This is a genomic window from Gammaproteobacteria bacterium (genome assembly GCA_041395445.1).
Classification (GTDB): Bacteria; Pseudomonadota; Gammaproteobacteria; order Xanthomonadales; family Marinicellaceae; genus NORP309.
The window spans coordinates 234,237-255,773 of record JAWLAO010000004.1; the positions used below are offsets into that span (position 1 = coordinate 234,237).

Annotated in this window: 22 protein-coding genes; 10 read left to right on the forward strand and 12 right to left on the reverse strand. The window is 37.6% G+C overall.

Annotated features, from left to right (window positions below; genetic code table 11):
- Positions 1–54 precede the first annotated feature (54 nt).
- The gene (locus R3F25_09080) at positions 55–228 is read left to right on the forward strand and encodes a hypothetical protein (GenBank protein MEZ5496971.1); all 174 of its coding nucleotides are present in this window, start codon (positions 55–57) and stop codon (positions 226–228) included.
- A gap of 309 nt (positions 229–537) precedes the next feature.
- On the opposite strand, the gene R3F25_09085 is transcribed toward R3F25_09080, so the two are convergent.
- Complete coding sequence (locus R3F25_09085; GenBank protein ID MEZ5496972.1) at positions 538–783, reverse strand: accessory factor UbiK family protein; 246 nt, start codon at positions 781–783, stop codon at positions 538–540.
- 159 nt (positions 784–942) lie between these two features.
- On the opposite strand from R3F25_09085, the gene R3F25_09090 reads away from it, so the two are divergent.
- Entirely contained in the window at positions 943–1,281 is a 339-nt protein-coding gene (locus tag R3F25_09090) for a P-II family nitrogen regulator (GenBank protein ID MEZ5496973.1), read from the forward strand.
- Positions 1,282–1,287: 6 nt separating this feature from the next.
- Here the strand turns inward: R3F25_09090 and mgtE are convergent, their stop codons facing one another.
- A complete protein-coding gene (mgtE, locus tag R3F25_09095; GenBank protein MEZ5496974.1) occupies positions 1,288–2,649 on the reverse strand; it encodes a magnesium transporter in 1,362 nt (453 codons plus the stop codon).
- 85 nt (positions 2,650–2,734) lie between these two features.
- On the opposite strand from mgtE, the gene rimI reads away from it, so the two are divergent.
- Positions 2,735–3,193, forward strand: coding sequence for a ribosomal protein S18-alanine N-acetyltransferase (rimI, locus tag R3F25_09100; GenBank protein MEZ5496975.1), 459 nt, complete (start codon positions 2,735–2,737; stop codon positions 3,191–3,193).
- Here rimI and R3F25_09105 read toward each other — a convergent pair.
- From R3F25_09105 to gmd, 4 genes are all read right to left on the reverse strand, one after another.
- On the reverse strand, positions 3,190–4,002 hold the full coding sequence (locus R3F25_09105) for a hypothetical protein (protein ID MEZ5496976.1): 813 nt from the start codon (positions 4,000–4,002) through the stop codon (positions 3,190–3,192). The two genes, rimI and R3F25_09105, sit on opposite strands and share 4 nt — an antisense overlap.
- Positions 4,003–4,082: 80 nt before the next feature.
- Positions 4,083–4,559: a 2-C-methyl-D-erythritol 2,4-cyclodiphosphate synthase gene (ispF, locus tag R3F25_09110; GenBank protein MEZ5496977.1), complete on the reverse strand. Its 477-nt coding sequence runs from the start codon at positions 4,557–4,559 to the stop codon at positions 4,083–4,085.
- Complete coding sequence (ispD, locus tag R3F25_09115) at positions 4,556–5,233, reverse strand: 2-C-methyl-D-erythritol 4-phosphate cytidylyltransferase (GenBank protein MEZ5496978.1); 678 nt, start codon at positions 5,231–5,233, stop codon at positions 4,556–4,558. Before ispD ends, ispF begins: the two co-directional genes overlap by 4 nt.
- A gap of 21 nt (positions 5,234–5,254) precedes the next feature.
- Positions 5,255–6,280, reverse strand: a complete 1,026-nt coding sequence (gmd, locus tag R3F25_09120) for a GDP-mannose 4,6-dehydratase (protein ID MEZ5496979.1) — start codon at positions 6,278–6,280, stop codon at positions 5,255–5,257.
- Between the two features lie 183 nt (positions 6,281–6,463).
- Here gmd and R3F25_09125 point away from each other — a divergent pair, with 183 nt between their 5' ends.
- The 3 genes from R3F25_09125 (at position 6,464) to R3F25_09135 (ending at position 9,945) form a co-directional block, all read left to right on the forward strand.
- Entirely contained in the window at positions 6,464–8,761 is a 2,298-nt protein-coding gene (locus R3F25_09125; GenBank protein MEZ5496980.1) for an Ig-like domain-containing protein, read from the forward strand.
- Between the two features lie 3 nt (positions 8,762–8,764).
- Complete coding sequence (locus R3F25_09130) at positions 8,765–9,031, forward strand: Hpt domain-containing protein (protein MEZ5496981.1); 267 nt, start codon at positions 8,765–8,767, stop codon at positions 9,029–9,031.
- Positions 9,032–9,141: 110 nt separating this feature from the next.
- Complete coding sequence (locus R3F25_09135) at positions 9,142–9,945, forward strand: M48 family metallopeptidase (GenBank protein MEZ5496982.1); 804 nt, start codon at positions 9,142–9,144, stop codon at positions 9,943–9,945.
- A gap of 86 nt (positions 9,946–10,031) precedes the next feature.
- On the opposite strand, the gene R3F25_09140 is transcribed toward R3F25_09135, so the two are convergent.
- On the reverse strand, positions 10,032–10,292 hold the full coding sequence (locus tag R3F25_09140; protein ID MEZ5496983.1) for a GlsB/YeaQ/YmgE family stress response membrane protein: 261 nt from the start codon (positions 10,290–10,292) through the stop codon (positions 10,032–10,034).
- Positions 10,293–10,483: 191 nt separating this feature from the next.
- On the opposite strand from R3F25_09140, the gene R3F25_09145 reads away from it, so the two are divergent.
- Complete coding sequence (locus R3F25_09145) at positions 10,484–12,070, forward strand: hypothetical protein (GenBank protein ID MEZ5496984.1); 1,587 nt, start codon at positions 10,484–10,486, stop codon at positions 12,068–12,070.
- Positions 12,071–12,132: 62 nt separating this feature from the next.
- On the forward strand, positions 12,133–14,766 hold the full coding sequence (locus R3F25_09150; GenBank protein ID MEZ5496985.1) for a serine/threonine-protein kinase: 2,634 nt from the start codon (positions 12,133–12,135) through the stop codon (positions 14,764–14,766).
- Here R3F25_09150 and R3F25_09155 read toward each other — a convergent pair.
- Entirely contained in the window at positions 14,755–15,312 is a 558-nt protein-coding gene (locus tag R3F25_09155) for an ECF-type sigma factor (GenBank protein ID MEZ5496986.1), read from the reverse strand. The genes R3F25_09150 and R3F25_09155 overlap by 12 nt on opposite strands.
- A gap of 177 nt (positions 15,313–15,489) precedes the next feature.
- Here R3F25_09155 and R3F25_09160 point away from each other — a divergent pair, with 177 nt between their 5' ends.
- Complete coding sequence (locus tag R3F25_09160; GenBank protein MEZ5496987.1) at positions 15,490–16,056, forward strand: ECF-type sigma factor; 567 nt, start codon at positions 15,490–15,492, stop codon at positions 16,054–16,056.
- Positions 16,046–18,685, forward strand: coding sequence for a protein kinase (locus tag R3F25_09165; GenBank protein MEZ5496988.1), 2,640 nt, complete (start codon positions 16,046–16,048; stop codon positions 18,683–18,685). The genes R3F25_09160 and R3F25_09165 overlap by 11 nt, the downstream gene beginning before the upstream one ends.
- Here R3F25_09165 and R3F25_09170 read toward each other — a convergent pair whose 3' ends face one another.
- The 4 genes from R3F25_09170 to R3F25_09185 form a co-directional block, all read right to left on the reverse strand.
- Positions 18,686–19,171, reverse strand: a complete 486-nt coding sequence (locus R3F25_09170) for a hypothetical protein (protein ID MEZ5496989.1) — start codon at positions 19,169–19,171, stop codon at positions 18,686–18,688.
- An 88-nt stretch (positions 19,172–19,259) separates the two neighbouring features.
- On the reverse strand, positions 19,260–19,697 hold the full coding sequence (locus R3F25_09175) for an Mpo1-like protein (GenBank protein ID MEZ5496990.1): 438 nt from the start codon (positions 19,695–19,697) through the stop codon (positions 19,260–19,262).
- Positions 19,694–20,557 carry a phosphoribosylaminoimidazolesuccinocarboxamide synthase gene (locus R3F25_09180; protein MEZ5496991.1) on the reverse strand — a complete coding sequence of 288 codons (864 nt, stop codon included), beginning with the start codon at positions 20,555–20,557 and terminating at the stop codon, positions 19,694–19,696. The genes R3F25_09175 and R3F25_09180 overlap by 4 nt, the downstream gene beginning before the upstream one ends.
- A 159-nt stretch (positions 20,558–20,716) precedes the next feature.
- On the reverse strand, positions 20,717–21,511 hold the full coding sequence (locus R3F25_09185) for a uroporphyrinogen-III synthase (protein ID MEZ5496992.1): 795 nt from the start codon (positions 21,509–21,511) through the stop codon (positions 20,717–20,719).
- Between the last annotated feature and the right edge of the window lie 26 nt (positions 21,512–21,537).

The following is a 21,537-nucleotide window of genomic DNA, read 5'->3' on the forward strand; positions in this document are numbered from 1 at the left end:
TATGGATTTTCTGTTATAGACACGGACAAAAAATCTCCAAGCTCAATCTGTGGTGTGAACCATAAAGACCAAATCATTTTTCTTGATGATCGCAGCGAAAGTGCAGATTATCAGATTTCAGTCTATTTTGACCCTGAAAAAACTAAAAACTTCAGTATCATCTGGTCTCACCAACAAAACCGACGAAACTGGGATTATTGTGAGCTGACACTATTGCAAACTAAATGATTAGTCATTAAGTTTTCAATGATTGAGTATTATGGGAGGGTCAATAATTTTTTAAATTTTAGAACAAAATAATGGAGTATAAGCAATTAACAACTAATCTATAGCGCCAAATTACGTTTGTTTTGACTTGACATAAAACGAAGTATAAACCTCTCTCAATTTCTGATAGAGGGAAAGATTACCAGTAATTATCAACGTATTTAGGCTTCGTAAGGGATCAAGCCAAAGAATGATTTCTGCCCGATGTCTAGAATAGCGTAGTTTATTGCTTTTTTTAAAAAAGCTACTGAGGCATAGGATTAATGTGATTTATTTTACTGAAGACTTAAGATTCTTCAATTCTGCTTCCAGAAGTTTCAGTTTTTCACGGGTTTTTGCCAGGACGGCTTTTTGAACTTCGAATTCTTCGCGGGTGACTAAATCCATTTTTTTTAAACCTGCAACCAATACCGCCTTGGCATTTTTATGAAAATCTTCTCTGAGAGTTTTTATATCCTGCGGAATCAGTTCACCGATTTTATTGACAACATCTTCTACTGCTTGTGGTTTAATCATGATTTTGTGTTTTGTGAATAAAGGACAAATTCTACCATAATCACATGATATTGAGGTTAGCTTTTGACCTTTTGTGAACGGGAAAAAACTATTTGTTGATAAAATTTACTCTGTTATGCAAAAATGTTTCTGTATGAATTAATGCCTCAGGAAATTATTATGAAAATGATAACCGCCATAATCAAGCCGTTTAAAATGGATGATGTCAGAGATGCGCTCGAAGAGACTGGAATTACCGGAATTACGGTGACAGAAGTGAAGGGGTTCGGTCGTCAAAAAGGACATTCGGAGCTGTATCGTGGAGCTGAGTATGTGGTGGATTTCTTGCCAAAATTGAAATTGGAAATAGCCGTCAAAGCGGAAATGGTTGATGAGGTGATTGAAGCTATTTTGAACACAGCATGTAGTAATAAAGTTGGTGATGGAAAGATTTTCGTCTCCGATTTGGAGAAAGTTGTGAGAATTCGCACCGGTGAATTGGACGAAGAAGCTCTTTAGCTCTTGTTAGTTTAATAACATCCAGTTTCCCAAAGCAAGGAAAGAAACATATCCAACAATATCCGTTACCGTTGTTAAAACCACACCTCCGGCAATTGCCGGATCGATGCTCATTCTGCGTAAAATTATCGGAACCATAACTCCGGCAAAAGCTCCGGCTATGAGATTAACCGTCAATGCAATACCAATAACCAAACCAATATCCCATTGTCGAAACCATAAAAAGGTTATCGCCGCTAAAACAAATGCCCAGACAAAACTGTTAATCACGCTAATTGAAACCTCTCTCGACAGCAAGTGTTTAGCATTGCCAAGACCAACCTGCCCGGTTGCCATACCACGAATCATTAAGGTCAATGTTTGAGAACCGGCAATTCCACCCATTGAGGCAACAACTGGCATTAGAATTGCCAAGGCAACGATTTGTTCTAAAGCGGCAGAGAAAAAACCAATCGCATAAGCGGCCAACAGAACGGTGAGTAAGTTAATTCCCAGCCATAAAGCTCGTCGTTTAGAGCTCTTTAAAACTGGAGCAAACATATCGTCTTCTTCATCCAAGCCTGCCATACGCATGACGGAATGTTCAGATTCATCACGAATCACGTCCACGATATCATCAACAGTGATGCGGCCTATCACAGTGTTATTCTCATCAACAACAGGTGCTGAAATCCAGTCATAGTGCTGGAAGTCCTGAGCCACTTCACTGGCCGGTGTTTTAGCTAAAATTGCAGGAGAGTCCATATCTAGGATATCGGCGACTTTGGTATTCGGATCTTTTAAAAACAAGTCATTGATGTTCAAACGACCCCGATAATGGCCATTTCGACCAACTGCAAATAAATCTCCCAACGGTTCGGGCAGGGAACCTCGCATACGAATATAACGTAACACCACATCCAAAGTCACATCCGGTCTGATGGTTATCACATCCGGATTCATCAAACCACCGGCAGAGTTTTCCGGATAGGATAAAGCTGTTTTAAGTAACTCACGATTGTTTCTGTCCATTGACAGTAACAGTTCATCAGAGACTTCTTTTGGCAAATCCTGAATAATATCAGCAAGGTCATCAAGCTCCAAATCGGCCGTGGCTTCAACAAGCTCCTCGTTTTCCATGCTGGCAATGAGGCTGCTTCTGACTTCGTCATGCAGGTGAACCAGAATTTCACCGCTATGTTCGCTATCAGCCAGTTCCCAAACAATGTTCCTTTTATCGCTAGGTAAAGATTCCAGGAAAAAAGCAATTTCCGCCGCCGGAAACGAATTAATCATTCGTTCGACTTCATGCATCCGATTATCATCCAAAGCTACATTCAGGGCGTGGATATCTTTCTCGGTTGCCTCGTTGGGAACTGCTTCTGACATAGTTAATTAATACTTTTTGTTTGTTTAAAGAGTTTGTTTGTTAAGGTATTATATGACATTTTCTGATTAAGATATACAGTCACTCATGGGAAAAATATTTTTTGACATAATGACAAAGCAGGATTTGGATGAGGTTCATCAAATTGAAATAAATAATTATCCGGTTCCCTGGAGCCAAAAAATCATGCTCGACTGTTTACTTGCCGGTTATCATTCCATTGTCGTAAAAAATCAAAATAACGACATTATCGGTTATTCTTTTTTAATGTCGGGTTATGAGGATTCTCACTTGCTCAACATGTGTATCGATAGAGAATATCAAGGTAAGGGTTTAGGGAGAAAACTGCTGCAATACATGGAAAATATCTGCATCTACAACCAATCCAAAGAGTTCATTCTCGAAGTCAGAGAATCAAATCCGGTGGCTCAAAACCTCTACCAATCATTTGGATTTGAACAAGTAGGAATCCGAAAAGGTTATTACAAAACCATCAATGGCAGAGAAAATGCCATTGTGATGATTAAAAAATTAAAATCCAATTAGTTGTTCGGAATTTCATACTCAACCAATTCCGAAGTAATGTTAAAGTATAGCCACCAGCCTTGAGTGATTCCATCGGGACCTAAATCCCTGTCGTCATTAGCGCTACAATTCCCCATTCCACCGGGCAACAAAAATGCCAAAGTCATTCCTCCAATAATGGGTGTGGTTGGAGGAATGATAAAGTTTTCAGCATCAGTCTCACTGATAAATCCTCGACTCAATCCATCACTCAATAATAAACCTCCATCATATTTTAAACTTTGCTGATAACCTGAAAGAGTAATACTGCTTCCAAATATATTCATATCAAAATCTTCTGGCTCTGTTGCATAACATGGAAAATCAACAGTATTAGGTTCTGGAATATATCCACTAGTTGTATTCGCAAGAGGTGCGAGGCAAGTAGAATCCTGACTAAAAGTGGTAGTGGTTATAATTGGGGTTGTTCCGGTACGGGGTTGACATGCCGCACTATGTAAAGGAATCGGACAATCCGCATCCCACATAGAGGCATTCAAAGTTCTTGAAGTAAGATAGTCCGGTTGATCCGTGGTTAAACGGGTGATTTGATTTAAGTCAATTGATCCATCACCATCTGAATCTTGTGTCAAAGAATTGTTAAACTCTGAATTTAATTCACTGGTAATATCCGTACAAACTATTTGCAATAAAAGTAAAAAAACATGAGGGTCAACCATATTCATTGTTGATGTTCTTGTTGCTATTAGCTGCTCAAATTCATTCTTGAAGATATTTTGAGCGTTTGCTGTTATCCCGAAAAATAGCAAGATAAGAATTATTCTCTTCATTGAACTACACCCCCAGTGAACACTTTTTCAACACAATGATAGCACAAATTAACAGTGTGACTTCTAGGTATAAATACTTTTTATGTCGTTTTTTCCAATAAACAAACAGCCTGAACTGCTATTCCCTCTTCGCGACCACAAAAGCCCAGTTTTTCAGTTGTTGTGGCTTTGATGCTGATTTGTTTATGATTGATGCCTAGAATTTCAGAAAGATTAGTTTGGATGGATGAAATGTAAGGTTTGATTTTAGGCTTTTCACAGATAATTGTTGTGTCAATATTTCCTATTTGGTAACCTTTTTTCAGAATGAGATTGTGAATATGCTTCAAAAAAACATCACTGTTACAATCTTTCCATTGGTTATCACTTGGAGGAAACAAATGACCAATATCGCCGAGTGCCAATGCTCCGAGTAGTGCATCACAAATAGCGTGTATCAATACATCGCCATCAGAATGTGCTTTGAAAGACTTGTGAAAAGGTATTTTAATTCCGCCCAAAATGAGATGGTCGCCTTCACAAAAAGCATGAACATCATAACCGCTGCCAATTCTCATTGACCTTTCCTCAGAATAAATGATGCCAGTAACAAATCATCCGCATAGGTAATTTTGAAATTATCTGAACGGCCTTTAACCAGTAATGGCCTGATTCCTGCTTGTTCAAAGGCAGAGGCTTCATCGGTCGTGAGTTCGATATCCGCTTTTTGTAAAACCTCAACCAATTGACCAAAAGGAAACATTTGTGGAGTTAGAGCTGAATACAAATTATCTCGATTGATAGTTTTGTCAGCATTTTTACCGTCTTTACTGAATTTTATGGTGTCAGTTATCGGCTTAACCAACAATCCGCCTTGATTTTGTTGTTTGCATGACTGAATGAGTTTGTTGATGTCGCTGTTTTTCACGCACACACGAGCGGCATCATGAACCAAAATCCAGCTATTGTCTGTGACTAAAGGTTCAAGAATTTGCAAGCCATGTAAAACCGAACTGAGTCTGGATGAACCACCGGTTGCATACATTAATGGTTTTGAAGCGGTGAGTTCAATATTTTTCCAGAGTGCTTGTTGTTTCGGCATTACTATAACAATACCTTCAATCTCTTCTATTTTATCAAAGGCATCAATACTGTGCTGAACAACCATTTTTCCGGCAATTTCAAGAAATTGTTTCGGTGTGTCCGAAGCAAATCTTTGTCCTTTGCCTGCAGCTACAATTATTGCGTACATTTTGTTTGTTTCAATTCTTTTTTATCCGATGCGGTGTCTCTTTAAATCAGCTTCAACCATCATTTTGCACAATTCTTCGAGACTGCATTGAGGCTTCCAACCCAATTTTTTTACAGCTCTTGAATAATCTCCAATCAGCAAATCGACTTCTGCCGGGCGATAATAAGCTGAATTGATTTTAACAACTGTTTTGCCACTTGATGTGTCGACTCCAATCTCATCAACTCCTTCACCTTTAAATTCAATTTCAATTTCCGCATAAGCAAACGCCATTTGCACAAATTTTCTGACCGTTTCTGTGCGATTCGTCGCCAGCACATAATTATCCGGATTCTCTGCTTGTAACATCAAATACATACCCTCCACATAATCTTTGGCATATCCCCAGTCTCTTCTGGCATCAAGATTTCCAAGCTGTAGAAAGTCTTGTTTTCCGGCTTTGATTCGGGCAACCGCATCGGTAATTTTTCGGGTTACAAACTCAGTTCCTCTAAGCGGGCTTTCATGGTTGAATAAAATGCCACTACAAGCAAAGATATCGTAAGATTCCCGATAATTAACCACCGACCAATGAGCAAATAATTTAGCTGTACCATAAGGACTGCGAGGATAAAATGGCGTGCCTTCATTTTGCGGAACAGCCTGAACTTTTCCAAACATTTCCGAAGTGCTCGCCTGATAAAATTTGATATTTGTATCAACCAAACGAATGGCTTCGAGCAAATGCAAACAACCCAAACCGGTAATTTGCGCTGTCGCAATGGGTTGATCAAATGATACACCAACAAAACTTTGAGCAGCCAAATTATAGATTTCGTCCGGTCTGATGTCAGACACCATTTTGATACAATTTGCCTGATCGGTGAGATCAAATTCTACCAAGTGAAGATTCAAATTATTGGTAATTCCGAGCTCTTCTATTCGCCAGAAATTAGCTGTGGAGGTCCGACGATAGGTTCCATAGACTTCATAACCTTTTTCTAAAAGTAGCTGAGATAAATAGGCTCCATCCTGTCCTGTAATTCCTGTAACTATCGCTTTTTTCACTTTTTGAATCAAACTTTACCACTAAAACAACTCTCATTTTAACATTGTTTTCATGATTTAAACTGAATTTGTTATTATTTCGCTCTTATTGTTTTTCTTTTTAAGGTTGTTTCTAGATAATAGTTCTAAATCATTGCTTTCTTTGCTAAAATCTCCCAAATCTCGATAAAAATAATATCAATTATGAAAAGCTACACTAAAAAAATTATAATTTCCATGTTCTGTGCAGGACTTGTGTCTGTCTCCGGAGCCTCAGATTCAGATTCGGAATTTGAAAACAAAGCATTGGATCAAATCAATGTTTCATATAGTGGTGACGACAGTCGCATCGGAATCGGCATCACCGAAGATGGTGATTTTATTGGTGAGTTTTTAAAGTCATTCAATAATAGCTATCGAAACAATTTTATGGCTCAGGGCTGGTATTCCGATGGCGCTGGTGGTCTTGAGTTGGATTACCATTGGATTCCGGGCAATCCGAGTGAACAAGATTTGATTGATAACCACGAAAACCTGAAAATCAACAAATTGTTTTTAGCTGTTGATCAAAATACTTACGATGATAAAAAACTGAGTTTGGGTTTTGGACAAGAAAAACAAAATAAATTCTGGAATTTCAATCTCAGTAAAGCTCTTACAGACGAAAGACTGTCCAATGAAACTTCGACATTCAATTACAACGTCCTATATGGAACAATTGATGGTCTGGATTACATGCAGAATCAAACCATAGAAACTATCACTCGCACCTATGAACAGGCCTATGACTGGGGTGTTGGTGGACGAATTGGTAAATATTTTGACTCCAATTTAGTTCGTTTAACCGGTGGTTTGGACTATGAAAAAGGCGATTACAATTCTGACCAACTGACTGCAAGTGTTGATTTAGAGAAATACTTTAAAAACACCGGGCATTCTTTAGCGTTAAGTCTCAGACAATTAAGCAAGGATGGTGACTTTGAACTGGATAAAGACGACACTCGTGCTTATTTGATGTACCGTTATGATTTCGGCAATACCTATCAGCCAACAGAAAAATACGAAGAAGTTAAAGTTGTTGATGAGGAAGCACTGGCAAGACTTAAAGAGGAAAGACGAGTTGTTGTCCAAAACGAAATCAATTTATCAACCATGGCGTTTTTTGATTTGGATTCATCACTTCTGCGTAAAGATACCAAAGAAACGCTGGCAAACTTAATCGAACAAATCAAACAAGAAACACTCGGTTCAAAAATCAACATCGTTGGACACACATGTTCTATAGGAACTGAAACTTATAATCAGTGGTTGTCTGAGAGAAGAGCAAAGGCAGCACATGACTTTTTTATGACACAGGGTCTTGATGCGGAATTGCTTCTTTCATCCGGAAAAGGGGAAACAGAGCCTGCATTCGATAATAATAACCCGGAAGAACAACCTAAAAACAGAAGAGTTACGGTGAGCTTCCTCAGCCTGGAAAAAGAATTTAAAGAAGCTGAAATTCCGGCAGAAGATGTTCCGGTTAAGTGGGTGAAAACTCCTGTTAAGATTGCTCCTTCTTGGTTATCACGAGCATTGAAGAACCCAATCAAACACAAACGTGAAGTCGATGTTTATCGTTTCGAAACTCAGGAACAAATTGAAACATTAGGCGATATCGTCTATCTCAATCAGCTTCCACTGGCGGCGGATGATGGTTTGACTGTTTTCCGTAATTCGGGTGCAACCTTGATTGACATTCTGGATAATGATTCTGATCCTGACAATGACACTTTGACAGTAACAAATGTAATTCAACCTGCAAACGGAACTGTAGTCAATAACGGAACATCTCTGACTTATACACCAAATAATGGCTATGTTGGTATCGATACTTTCCAATACACAGTTGATGATGGTAATGGTGGACAAGCAACTGCAACCGTTTCAGTTGAGGTTTTAAATAATGCTCCGGTCGCTGTTGATGATACAGCAATTGCGGTTGGCTCTGAACAATTAATTATAGACATTTTATCCAATGATTCTGATAGTGATGGTAACTCATTAACCACAGAATCCGTCTCTCAACCAACAAATGGTATCGTTGTTATCAATCCTGATGGTTCTGTAACCTATCAGGCTAATGAAGACTTTGTCGGCACAGATACATTCACTTATGTAGTTGCTGATGAAGATGGAACGACTGCAAGTGCCACAGTGACAGTAACTGTTGAATCTGATAATAATGCACCTGCTGCTGTCGATGACCTCTATCTGGTTTCCTGGGGCGGTTCACTGGATTTCAATCCCATGGAAAATGACAGCGACGTGGATGGCGATGCAATTAGCTTGGTTTCAGTCGATACTTCAACATTAAATGGAACTCTAGTTGTTAACGAAGATGGTAGCATGAGTTATCAGGCTCCGGGATACTTTATTGGTAATGATATTTTCACATACACAATTGTTGATAGTAACGGAGCTACTTCAACAGCTACAGTGACAATGTGTGTCGGTGACTAAGTCATGGATGATGCTTTTCTTAAACTGAAAACAAAATACCAATCCACATTTCCGGCGAAAGCCACCGAAATAAAAACAGCATGGGAAGAAAAGGATTTCTCCCGTTTGGGTGCCGCCTTACATAAATTGAAAGGCTCAAGCGGAAGTTATGGGTTTAATGAACTCAGCTCTCTGTGCGAACAGGCTCAAAGTTTAATTCATAACGAATTGCCTGATAACACGGAGAACATTACTGTCGTTCTCAATAAAATTTTTCAAATTCTAAAATAGCCAATCGAAGCTCTCAAATTATAAAAGACTGATAATTGATTCTTCAACATATTGAATAATTCGTCTTTTCAGCATACTATCTCAAGTATCTTACTACTTTGGTATATGTTATGTTCCGAAAAATTTTATTGAGTTTCATTGCTGTAGCTTTATTATCTTCCTGTGCAACGTCTCCAATGGGAAGAAAGCAATTCATCCTCATTGGCGATGCTGAAATGAATCAGATGGGTGTTACCTCATTTCAAAAAATGAAAACATCTTCAAAAATTTCTACAAATCAGCAAGCACAAAGATATGTCCAATGTGTATCTCAAGCAATAATCAACGAGCTTCCGGATTCATGGAAACAACAAGCATGGGAAACAGTTGTATTCGAAGATAACAGCGCTAATGCTTTTGCACTTCCCGGTGGAAAAATCGGAGTGCATACCGGATTACTGAATGTTGCAAAAAACCAAGATCAATTGGCAACAGTTATCGGTCATGAAGTTGCTCATGTGCTATCTCGTCACGGAGCAGAACGAGTCTCTCAACAAATTGGATTAGAGTTAGCATTGCAAACAACCGATGCTATCAGTAAAAACAAAATGGACAATCAAGGAAATCAAAAAGCATTGATGTCTGCACTAGGCTTGGGAGCTCAAATTGGAGTTTTGTTGCCATTTAGCCGAACTCATGAAAGTGAAGCCGATTTATTCGGAATTGATCTTATGGCAAAAGCCGGGTTTGATCCACGGCAAAGTGTGAATTTATGGAAAAACATGGCTGCTGCATCAAGTTCCAGAGTCCCTCAATTTATGTCAACTCATCCGAATCCTGAGAAAAGGATTGAGAAGCTTTCGGCATACATGCCCAATGCTTTACAGTTGCAACAACAAGCATTGCAACAAGGCAAACGTCCTCGTTGCCAATAAAGCTTAAAGCCAGGTTTTAGATACAAAAACAGGCTGAATGTTATATAACAGACAGCCTGTTCACAGTGACTCCATTAAGATATTTGCTATTTCATAACTTTCTTAACGAAACCAATTACAATTAATAATACAATCGCTCCGATAGTTGCGTTCAGGATAGAACCAAGTAAACCTCCGACGATAGAAACACCAAGTTTACCCAGTAAGAACCCACCAACAAAAGCACCTAAAATACCAACAACAATATTTGCTACCAATCCAAAACCCGAACCTTTCATTAAAGTTCCGGCAAGCCAACCGGCAACCGCACCTATCAGTAATGTAATTAATAAACTTTCAAGACTCATAAATTTTCCCCTTTGTTTTAATTAGAACATCCAATATATCATGATTAACCTGTATTTTTTCATTGTGTATCAATTGTTTACACTAGACTTTTCTTACCTTGGAGAAAACTTTTTATACTTTATACTTTTTTGACCCGGTTTTCTGAAAATTTCGATGGTACTAGTATCTTTAAAATCTTTGGGGAAAAGAAATGAAAAAAATTATTATATTTTGTGTTTTATTGAGTCATGTTTTTATTACAAAAGCAGTCACTTTGACTGTTGGTCCCGGGAATGATTGTGGGTTTCCGAATATTCTTACAGCACTCAATTTCGCTGGTTCCGGTGATACAATCATGATTGCAGAAGGAACATATAGTGGAGTTGAAGCTAAATTATACATCGATAAAAGTTTAAATATTTGGGGTGGACTCGATAGCAATTGTCAGGTTTTCACTGCCAATCGCACTTACCTGCAATTAGATGATATAGGACCGGTTTTGGAAATTGATGTGAGTGGAGGCGAAACCGTCAATATTTCAGGGTTGGACATTAGCGGAGCTCAACACGATAACTTTAATGATTACGATGGTGGTATTTATGTTTATGGAAATGGAACGCTCAATATTGAAAATTCACATATCCACGACAACGAATCATTCTTTGGTGGTGGCATTAGTGTCCGATTAGGAGCTCAACTGAACCTGTCAGGCAATACTGAAATCTATCGCAACGCATCGAGTGATGGTGGTGGAATTTTCTGTGGTTCTTCCACAATTTCAGCCTACGATACGGTTATCGGAAAATTTGCTGATGGAATCGACAAAGGCAACACTGTTGCCGGTGAAAATGGTCAAGGCGGTGGAATCAGTGCTTCATCTTGTACAATCAGTTTGGGGAATACATTAAATGGTAATGGACCTGTTGATATCAGCTATAACAAGAGTGCCAATGGTGCTGGAATCTATGCTCATAACAGTATATTGACCTTTCATCATGAAGGTAGTCGTTTGAGTTTTAATGAACTTGCAAATGTTAGCGGTGACGGAAACAGTTTATTATTATCGGGTACAACATTTGCCCAACTTAGTGATTTAGAAATCAGTGATAATAAATTCACATCAGTAATCTCTGTTCAGGATACCGCAAGTTTTGTATTAGGGTCAGTCTGTGCAAATCCTCCGTGTACTAAAATCATGAGAAACACCGGTTCAATTTTCAGATTCACCGGCGGTTCATCAGGTACAGTGCATAAAACATTGGTAGTCGATAACACAAACAGCAGTATAGTCGATGTCGTTGGTCAGTCTTCTGTCCAGGTTGATATAGATAATTCTGTATTTGCAAACAACACTCTCAATACCAACTCTTCAGGATTGATTTTTTCCAACTTTGCAGGAACTGTGAATTTAAACAATGTGACTCTTGCACACAACAATAATGACGAGGCCATTTTTTATACATTGGGTAGTGGAGCCATCAGTTTTGATGGTGGGATAATCTGGGGAAACACGGCTAACTCACTTTTACACCCAAATAACCAAGGAAATGTTGTTGTCGGAAATTCAGTGATTCAATATGATACATTAGGAATGACCAATACTGTTCAAGCTGATCCGTTATTCGCCAATCCCGCTTCTGGAAATTTCCATATTCAAGGAGATTCTCCGGCGGTTGACCATTTTGTAGGCACTTTGGATTCCGATTTTGAAAATGATGCGAGACCACAAGGTGCAATGGATGATGCCGGAGCTGATGAGTTTAAAGATTTAATTTTTGCAGATGACTTTGAGCTTTAGAGGTGATTGTTTTAATTATTGAAAGAAAATATAATCAATTACAATTTTGAGTTATTGACACAATGTCTTCAGAAAATTCCAGAGAAAGCTTCGAGAAAGTAAAATTATGGTTCACAAAATTGGTGAACCATAATTCCGGCGAGCAATCCAAAGAAATTGACAACCTTTTAAAACGAGGCGTTCTCAATCAATCTCAGTCGGAATTACTAAAACAAATGCTCAATGCTGACAGCGAACCGGATTTAACAGAAAATATTCAATCTGTATCAAACAAAATAACTATAGATGAATCTATTGAAGATTCAGATTTATTAGAAAAACAAATCAATAAATATCGAGTCATTAAAGTTCTTGGTCAAGGAGGAATGGGGCAAGTTTATTTGGCGGAACGAAATGACGGAATGTTTGAACAAAAAGTCGCGCTTAAACTTCCAAACCATAATTTCAATGAAGAAATGAAACTCCGTTTTGAGAATGAACGTCAAATTCTCGCTCAATTGACTCATAACAATATCGCCCGATTATTGGATGGAGGAACAACTAAAGAAGGACGACCTTATCTGGCAATGGAATATATTGACGGTCAAACAATTGATCAATACTGTGTAAAAAGCATACCTGACCTCAACGCCAGAATTGAGTTGATTATTCAAACCTGCAAAGCCGTTACCTTTGCTCATCAAAATTTAATCCTCCATAGGGATTTAAAACCGGCAAATATCCTGGTAACTGAAGAAGGAATTGTAAAATTACTTGATTTTGGCATTGCAAAATTATTCAATCCCGAAGATGAAAGAAAGGCTAATCAAACCGCCACTCAAATCATGACCCGGAATTATGCAAGCCCGGAGCAAATTCAAGGCAAACCGGTCAGCACTCACAGTGATATGTTTTCACTTGCAGTGATTGCTTACGAACTCATCACCGGATTTCATCCTTATCAACATGAAACACAACTGGAAAGGGAACAAAAACTGGTTTCAGGAAAAGTCATGCGTGTGACTGAACGAACAGATTCCTCCAAAGCTGTTTTTCCGGAGTTATCAAAGATACAAACCGCAAAAATAAAAGGTGATTTGGAAAACATCTTGCTCAAAGCCTTATCAATTGAACCGGAAAAACGCTATACATCGGTTCAGGCTTTTGCTGATGATTTAAATAATTACTTGCAAAACAAACCTGTTTCAGCTCGTAAACCCAGCACGACATACGCTCTGACTAAACTGGTTCAAAGACATAAAATAACAACGATTGCTATCGTAATGATGTTGGTTTCACTAGCAATAGCTACTATTTTTTCGATTAATAAAGCAAACATCGCTGAATCACAGAAAAAAATTGCTGTCATCGAAAGTCAAAAATCGAAACAAATTTCAGACTTTTTACAAAATATATTTACCAGTGCCCAACCGACTGAAAACCAAAAAGAGGTGACCGTTGAGAATTTACTAGATACCGCAATTAAAGGTCTAAGAGAAGATTCAGAGTTACAACCGGAAAGCAAATATCAACTCATGAGTACTATTTTAAAAAGTTATCTTTCACTGGAAAAAATTGATAACTTTGAAAAGGCACTGAATGGAATTTATGAGCAATGCAGCCAAAAACTCTCTGAGAATGACAAGATTTGTTTAATGTTTCTATTATATAACGCACGACTGGAGCATGAAAAATCAAATGACACAAAGGCATTGGAAGTATATCAAAAAGTTGAAAAAATAGTACGAAGCGAACACAAATCTGATACCGAGTTCCTCGCCTCTGTTTTAATGGATCAATTTGCAACCTTGATTAATCTTGACTATCACGACGATGCAGAGATAAAAGTTCGCGAGGCTCTATCTTTATTTGAAAGTATTAACGAATACGAAGTCGCATCTTTACTTTCTGCTAAAATTGACATTGCTTTTTCATTACTTTTTAACGGCAAACAAGAAGCCGCCTTCTTGTATATCAATGAAATCGAACAATCTATCAACCAACATCAACTGGAGAAAACTCAACTCAATGGAGAGTGGTTGAACCTCAAAGGCGTTTATTACACCATAGCTAACCAACCATCTCAATCCATAAAATACAGACAAAATTCTGTCGATTTGGTGATGAGTCTTTTTCCCGATAAAAAACCCAAGGCATTTGGATTTCGATTACGAAACCTCGGAAGAGAGTATTTTTATGCCGGAGAACTTGAAAAGTCACTTGATGTTTATAACCAAGCAATAAAATACTATCTGAAAGAAAGCAATGGTAAAGAAAGTGAAGTGTTTGAAATTTATCTCTTCAAAACACTTGTTTTGCTTGCACAAAATCATATTCAAGAAGCAGAAAAAGAATATCAACTGGCAAAATCTAGTCTGTCAGAAAATATGAAATTAAATTCCAGAGAGAAGTGCCAAATGTATTTTATTGATGCTTATTTCGGGATAGAAGGAAACGTAAGTCAAGGTGAAATTCAAAAACTGATAAAAAAATACCAACCATGTACCCAAACGAAATCTTACAATTACTACAGTGCCTATCTTGAAATTTTGAATATCAACAATTCAATTCAATTAAAAGACTTTTCAACAGCTCAATCTTATCTAGATAAAGCATGGAAACTTTGGACAATTTATCCTGAAAACTATTTAGGAATAAAAACGCATGTCCAAATGTTACAAGAACAATTCGACAATAAAGTTGATTCAGATATCTGAGTATTCTCTCAATTGAGACTGCACAAAAGCTCTGGCAATTCTCAGCTCCCTCTTGATAGTGCTTTCTGAGGTGGAAAAACTTTCTGCCAGTTCAGGTAAAGTCAATCCTCCATAAAACTTCATCATCAGCATCTGTTCCAATCGAGAGTCTAACTCTGCTAGTTTTAGCATTGCATTATCAATATCCAGAACATGGTTAAACTCCATTGGTACCGAAGCGTCTTCATCATAAAGACTGGTTAGAGTGACTTTCTTGAGATCACCACCATGAATTTCACTGCTTTTTTTCCGTGCATAATCAATGACAAGTGAACGCATGATTTTCGACATGAGTGCGTAAAAATGACCTCTGGAGGAAAAGAAATCTTTTTTACTTTGATAAAACTTTAAAACAGACTCATTCACCAATGCACATGTATCCAATGTTTGGTGTCTTTTATTCCTATTCAGATTTGAGCGAGCAATTTTTACTAATTCAGCATAGACTTCGGGAGAAATTTCCAGATTTTCCTTTCCGTTTAATTGTTGAGTGAAATTGTCTTGCATAGCAATCTTTAAAAGTAGCCAATAAATTCTAATTCAGTAAAATCAGCTTGTCTATCTACAATTGCTAATTAATACCAACATCTCAGAACATACCGGAAAAATATTGTGATGCAATTATCAACTATTACAATTCACTGTTAATTTTTCAGTCATGTTTATATGCTAGAATAGCACTTTATGAATAATCAAATCACTCAAATTCTTGCCAGCAAGGTTAACAGCAAAGACACCTTGGATCGTGTTTTTCATTTGATGTACCCTGAAATAAAAAAGTTGGCAAATTCACAATTGGCCCGTTTAAATAGGGGACAAACTATCACACCCACAGTTTTGGTGAATGAGTGTTACATGAAGCTGGCAAAACCGGGAGAAATGTCTTTTGAAAACCGTAAACACTTCATTTGTACCGTTGCCAGATGTATGCGCCAGTTTTTGGTTGATAATGTGCGCAAAAATGTTCGTTTAAAAAGAGCCGGTGAAATCAGCCAAGAACCAATAACGCAAGTAATGGGTGATAGCGATATCAATTTTAGACTTTTAGAAATTGACGAAATTATTTCTAAACTTCATTTGATTGATGAAGAAATGGCAGAACTTGCTGAATTGAGATTTTTTTCCGGTCACAGCTTGCAAGAAATTGCTGATATTAACGAAGTTTCCAAAAGGACTATAATCAGAAAATGGAACATGACCAAGTCTTTTATCATCACACTTTCCAATGATTTGAAAAAAGATGAACAGTAGCGATTCTTTGCAACACTGGAAGAAAGCCAGAGAACTTTTTGAACAATACATAGACCTCCCAAAAGATGAAGCTGTTTTACAGATAACAAATGACACTTCGATAGAGGACATTGTCAAGCCGATATTAATCAACTTGGTTCAATCACAAAGCGATGAAGATACCTTAATAAACGAACCTGATTTGGTTTTTTTTCAGGTCGCTGGAGAAGGATCAGAGGATTTAAGCGGAAAAAATATTGAGGAATATCACCTTATAAACCGAATCGGGCAAGGTGGAATGTCAAATGTTTACAAGGCGAAACGACGCAATAGTGATATTCAAAAGTATGTGGCGTTAAAACTTCTGACCATTGTTGAGGGCGATATTTCTGATTCTCTGAGAGGTATGTTTGAAAGAGAACAAATCACTCTTTCCAAGCTCAATCATCCAAATATAATATCTTTTCACCACGGCGGGATTAGTAAAAATGGTATCCCTTTTTTGGTCATGGACTACATTGAAAATGCCCAAACTATCAGCCAATATGTTTCTGATAAAAAGCTATCAGAAAAGCATATTCTAAGGCTTATTATCAAAGTGGCTCAGGCGGTTGATTATGCCCATCAGAACTTAATCACTCATAAAGATATTAAACCCAATAATATTTTAATAGATTCAATGGGAAATCCCAAAGTGGTCGATTTTGGTATTGCATCCTTCGAACAACTGGATGATTCGGAAGACTCAGCATATACAAATAAAATTTTTACTCCCGACTATGCTTCACCGGAACAAATCAATCATGAAAATATAACGTCTAATACCGATGTTTTTTCATTGGCAATAACATTACTTGAGCTATTATCCGGAAATCAGAAACTATCAAACTCCGATTGTATTGACCAACAACAAAAATTCGACTCAAATATTTTTGAGAGAAAAACAACGCAAACATTGAAAAAACTGGGACTTAAAAAAGATCTCAGTTTGATTTTACAAAAAGCACTAAAGGTTGATAGTCGTAAAAGATATTCATCAATGGCGATGTTTGCTAATGATTTGAATGCTTATCTGGAATTACGCCCTGTATCTGTTCGCAAACAAAGTAGTTTCTATATTTTGACTAAGTCAATTGCCAGAAATCCGCTTTTAAGTTTTGTAGCTACAACTTTAATCTTTTCATTAATCATCGGTATCAAAGTCATTGTTGAGGAAAAAAATAAAGCTCAACAAGAGGCACTCAAGGCCAATCAAGTGACTAATTTTTTGATTGACTCTATTCAAATGAACGACCCGGACATCACTAAAGGTAAAGAAATTTCTGTAAAAGAACTTTTAATGAATGCCAAAGTTAAAATTCAGGAAACTTCGTTTAATGATTCTGAGTTGAGCTCGGCTCTTGAACAAACCATTGGCTCTGCTTTATCAAAAATCGGACAATATAGTGAAGCCGAAAAATTATTAAGCAACTCTATAACTAGTGACTCGAGCAATTTTTCTGCACGATTAGAGTTGATTCGACTTTACCTGGAGCAACATGAATATCAGAAAGCCGAATCCGAATTGCTGTTTTTAAAAGCAAAAATCTCGAATCTGCAAGTCAGTGAAAAGATTCTATTCGCTCAACTGGACTCCTTATTATCTTACAAACAAGGAAATTTTGAAGAAGCAATTACAAAGCTGAATACTGTTATTGACAATAACTCCGCGACTCTCAAAGATAAAATCTCCAGCCGACTGATTCTTGCAGAAATTTATGATGAATCCGGAAAAACAATCAAAGCTGTTGAAATCCTGAAAAAAGCTCTTGAAGAAAGCAATGATGCAAACACAGAAGTTTCTACAACTAGCACTAACATTTTATACAAACTGGCAGCTGCTTATGGGAATATGAGCCCCTTGCCGGAAAAAGAGTTGCATCGTATTCACAATAAAACGATAGAAATTCAAAAACAGATTTATGGCGAAAACCATCCACTAGTTGCAAAAACCTACCTCAATTATGGTTTCTTTCTTCGCGTTTCCGGACAGATTGAACAAGCTCGAGAGTATGCTGAAAAGGCTCGAAAAATTGCTGTTTCCAATTTTGGTGAACAACACATGCTGACTGCACACATTGATTTACTGATGTCACAGTTGAGTTTTTTAAATGATGAAATGGAACAAGCGATTGAGGAATTGGAAAATGTGGTTAAAAACTATGAACTCCATTATGGAGTTGATCATTTTGAAACCAATCAGGTAAAAACCACACTTGCGGGTTATTACATGAAAGCCAATCAGGGAAACAAAGCTCTGCAAATGCTATTACCATTGTATGAATTGCAAAAACAACAATTTGGTGAGGATAATAAAGCAACAATCTATGCTCGAATGAATATTCTCAAAGCCTATAATCTGACAAGAGACTATTCCAAAGCTGTTCAGGAAGGTGAGGAGTTATTAGTTTTAAGCCAAAATAGCTTGGGTGATGAACACATACTTACAATCGGCGTAAAATTAACTTTGGCAGAAAGTTATTTATTCAACAGTCAAAAAAAGGAAGCGATTGTAATGTGTAATCATCTTCTGGAAATTGAATTAATTCAGAACAATAGTCGTTATAAGGAAAAAGTGCTGAGCCTGCAACAACAGGCTCAGGAAGAATAATTATCTGCGTGTTAAGTGAAAAACAGCTCTTAACATTCTGCGAATGGGGTCCGGTAAGTCTGCCACATCGAATGATTCATCATTGACATTGACAGTTCCGGAGATTTGCGGTTCTTCACCTTCTTGGACAATCACCTGCAAACCTTCAAAACTCAAATTCACTGAGTTATCAGGATTCGAGAAAACCAAATTACCATCTGATGATGTTGTTAAACCTTCTTCACCTCTTTCAATCACTTTTGAAAGAGTTCCTGAGATAGTAACATCGCCATTATCAGGCATTGGATGGAAACTTGAAAACTCTGTCAACTCTGTTCCTGTGAATTCCATATCTTCTCTGCGTCCGCTGTTAGTGACCGTATATGACCCCTGAAAGTCATCGACAATCGTCGTCATACGAGTGATATCGAATCCCGCTTGGGAGGTTCCGAAAAATGTAAAAACTGCAAAAAGTGCAACGATGAATTTGTAATAGATTTTTTTCATTATTATCTCCAAATATTGATTAAGCAAGAAACCATGGTTTCCTAACCTAACGCAAAGGTGTTAAATCGGTTTACAATTTGTTGAAGTTTTAGCCGAAGATTTGTTTGATAATCCAGGCAGGTCCAACTAGTAAAAACTGTAAATCTTTGAAAAAAGAGGGTTTTTTACCTTCAATCTGATGTCCGATAAATTGGAAAATCCATGCAACAACAAAGAGTATCAAAGCTATTTCCAGAAGTGGTAAGCCTCGTTTTTCCACAAATGCAGTCAGCAACAGACATAAAATGGTGAAGACAATCATTTGAATGGCAACTTTCAAATCTTTGGCAAGATAATAAAAACTCAGTAATACCGAGGTCACTAAAGCGAGATTTTCAACATATGGAATTTTAACCAACCATAACATGGCGACAATCGTCCAAAAAATAACCGGAACACAAATAAAGTGAATGATTTTGTTGGTTTTATTTTGATGGCTGGATGCGTATTCTTGCAGAAGTTGTTGCATGGTTTGACTGCTACTCATATAAATTCTCTCCCGGTAATCAGCTGAAAAGCCTCGCGATATTTATTTGCCGTTGCATCGATAATATCAGCAGGAACATGCGGACCCGGAGGTGTTTTATCCCAATCCAAGGTTTCCAGATAGTCCCTGATAAACTGTTTATCATAACTTTCAGGACTAGTTCCGACTTTGTAATTTTCCAGATTCCAGAAACGCGATGAATCCGGGGTCAATATCTCATCCATCAATACCAAGTTATCATTTTCATCCAAACCAAACTCAAATTTGGTGTCAGCAATAATTATACCCTTCGATAAAGCATGTGCTGATGCCATCTGATACAATTTGATGGAAACATCTCTGACCTGTTTCGCTAAATTCTCGCCAACAAGATCAATCATTTTCTGAAACGAAATGTTCTCATCGTGATCACCGACGGCTGCTTTTGAAGAAGGTGTAAAAATCGGTTCCGGCAATTCTTCAGCTTGCTTGAGGTTTTCAGGTAGCTGAATGCCACAAATCTCACCGGTCTTTTGATAATCATTCCAACCCGAACCAATGATATATCCTCTGACAATTGCCTCAACAGGCAAGGCTTTGAGTTTTTTCACCACAACCGAGCGAGCCTGCAAATCATTATCAGCGTTTTCAATCACATCTTTAACTGATGCTCCTGTTAAGTGATTGCTGATAAGATTCTTAGACATATCAAACCAAAAATTGGAAATTTGTGTGAGTAACTGACCTTTCTGAGGAATGATATCAGGCAATACCACATCGAAAGCACTCAACCGGTCACTAGCAACCATAAGCAAAGTTTTTTCGTCAACCTGATAAACATCACGAACTTTGCCTTTATGAATCAGAGGAAGATTTATCATACAACTGGTATTATTTTACAACAGAAGAAATGTAGCATATTTCGATATATTTGTCTAAAACTTCTAATATTACTTCGCCGCCACCCAATAAAGTAACCAAACTAGGGAACCCCGGTATTCCAGTCCGCGGCAACCTTCGATGCTCAAAATACTCGGCCCTCATAAACGCACTGCATTCAAAAACAAACAAATCTCTTCGGGATTCGCAGTGTTTGTTGTGATGATGCTTTGAAAGCCAAGTTCTTTAGCATATTCAGTAATACGAACGGAGGCAGAGATGATGGTTTGATGCTGGAATTTATTCCATAGTTTTTCTGAGACCATCTTTTTAAGATGTGCGAGTGTTGTGGTGCTGGTTGCGAGTATCAATAAGTCTTTACTGTTCTGGATTTCCTGTATTACATCTGGATCAACAGTTGGAGTTTGTCTTTGATAGACATTGATTTGGGTGAGTTTAATTTTATTTGATTCACAATAATTTTGGATTTCATCACGGCCGGATTTACCGGTGATTAAAGCGAGACTCGATGTTTTCTTGAAACCTTTTATGAGCTCAATAGCACCTTCGGAGTTGTGTTTCTCCGGAACCCAGATATCCCCTGAGTAATATTGTTCAAGAATTTCAGTAGTTTTATTGCCTACGGCAATGACTGTGGCATTTTTTGAAATTTTCCAGTTTGGTTGTATTTTAAAAGCATGAATAACGGCATTCTGACTGGTAAAAACAAATACATCTGAGTGTGATGTTTCGATAATTTGTTTTCTTACAAAATCTGTATCTGAAACAGTTACGATTTCCAGACAAGGGAAATTGATAACTTGAAAACCGTTTTTTTCAAAAATTTCCTGAGTGTGTTTTTGCTGTTCAACAGCACGGGTGTTGAGGATTGTTTTAGTCATTTCCCAAGTCGAGAATCGCTTTTGCGCCATCTGCCAGAAGTTGTCGTCCGACATTTCTGCCTAAATCTTGGGAATTATCG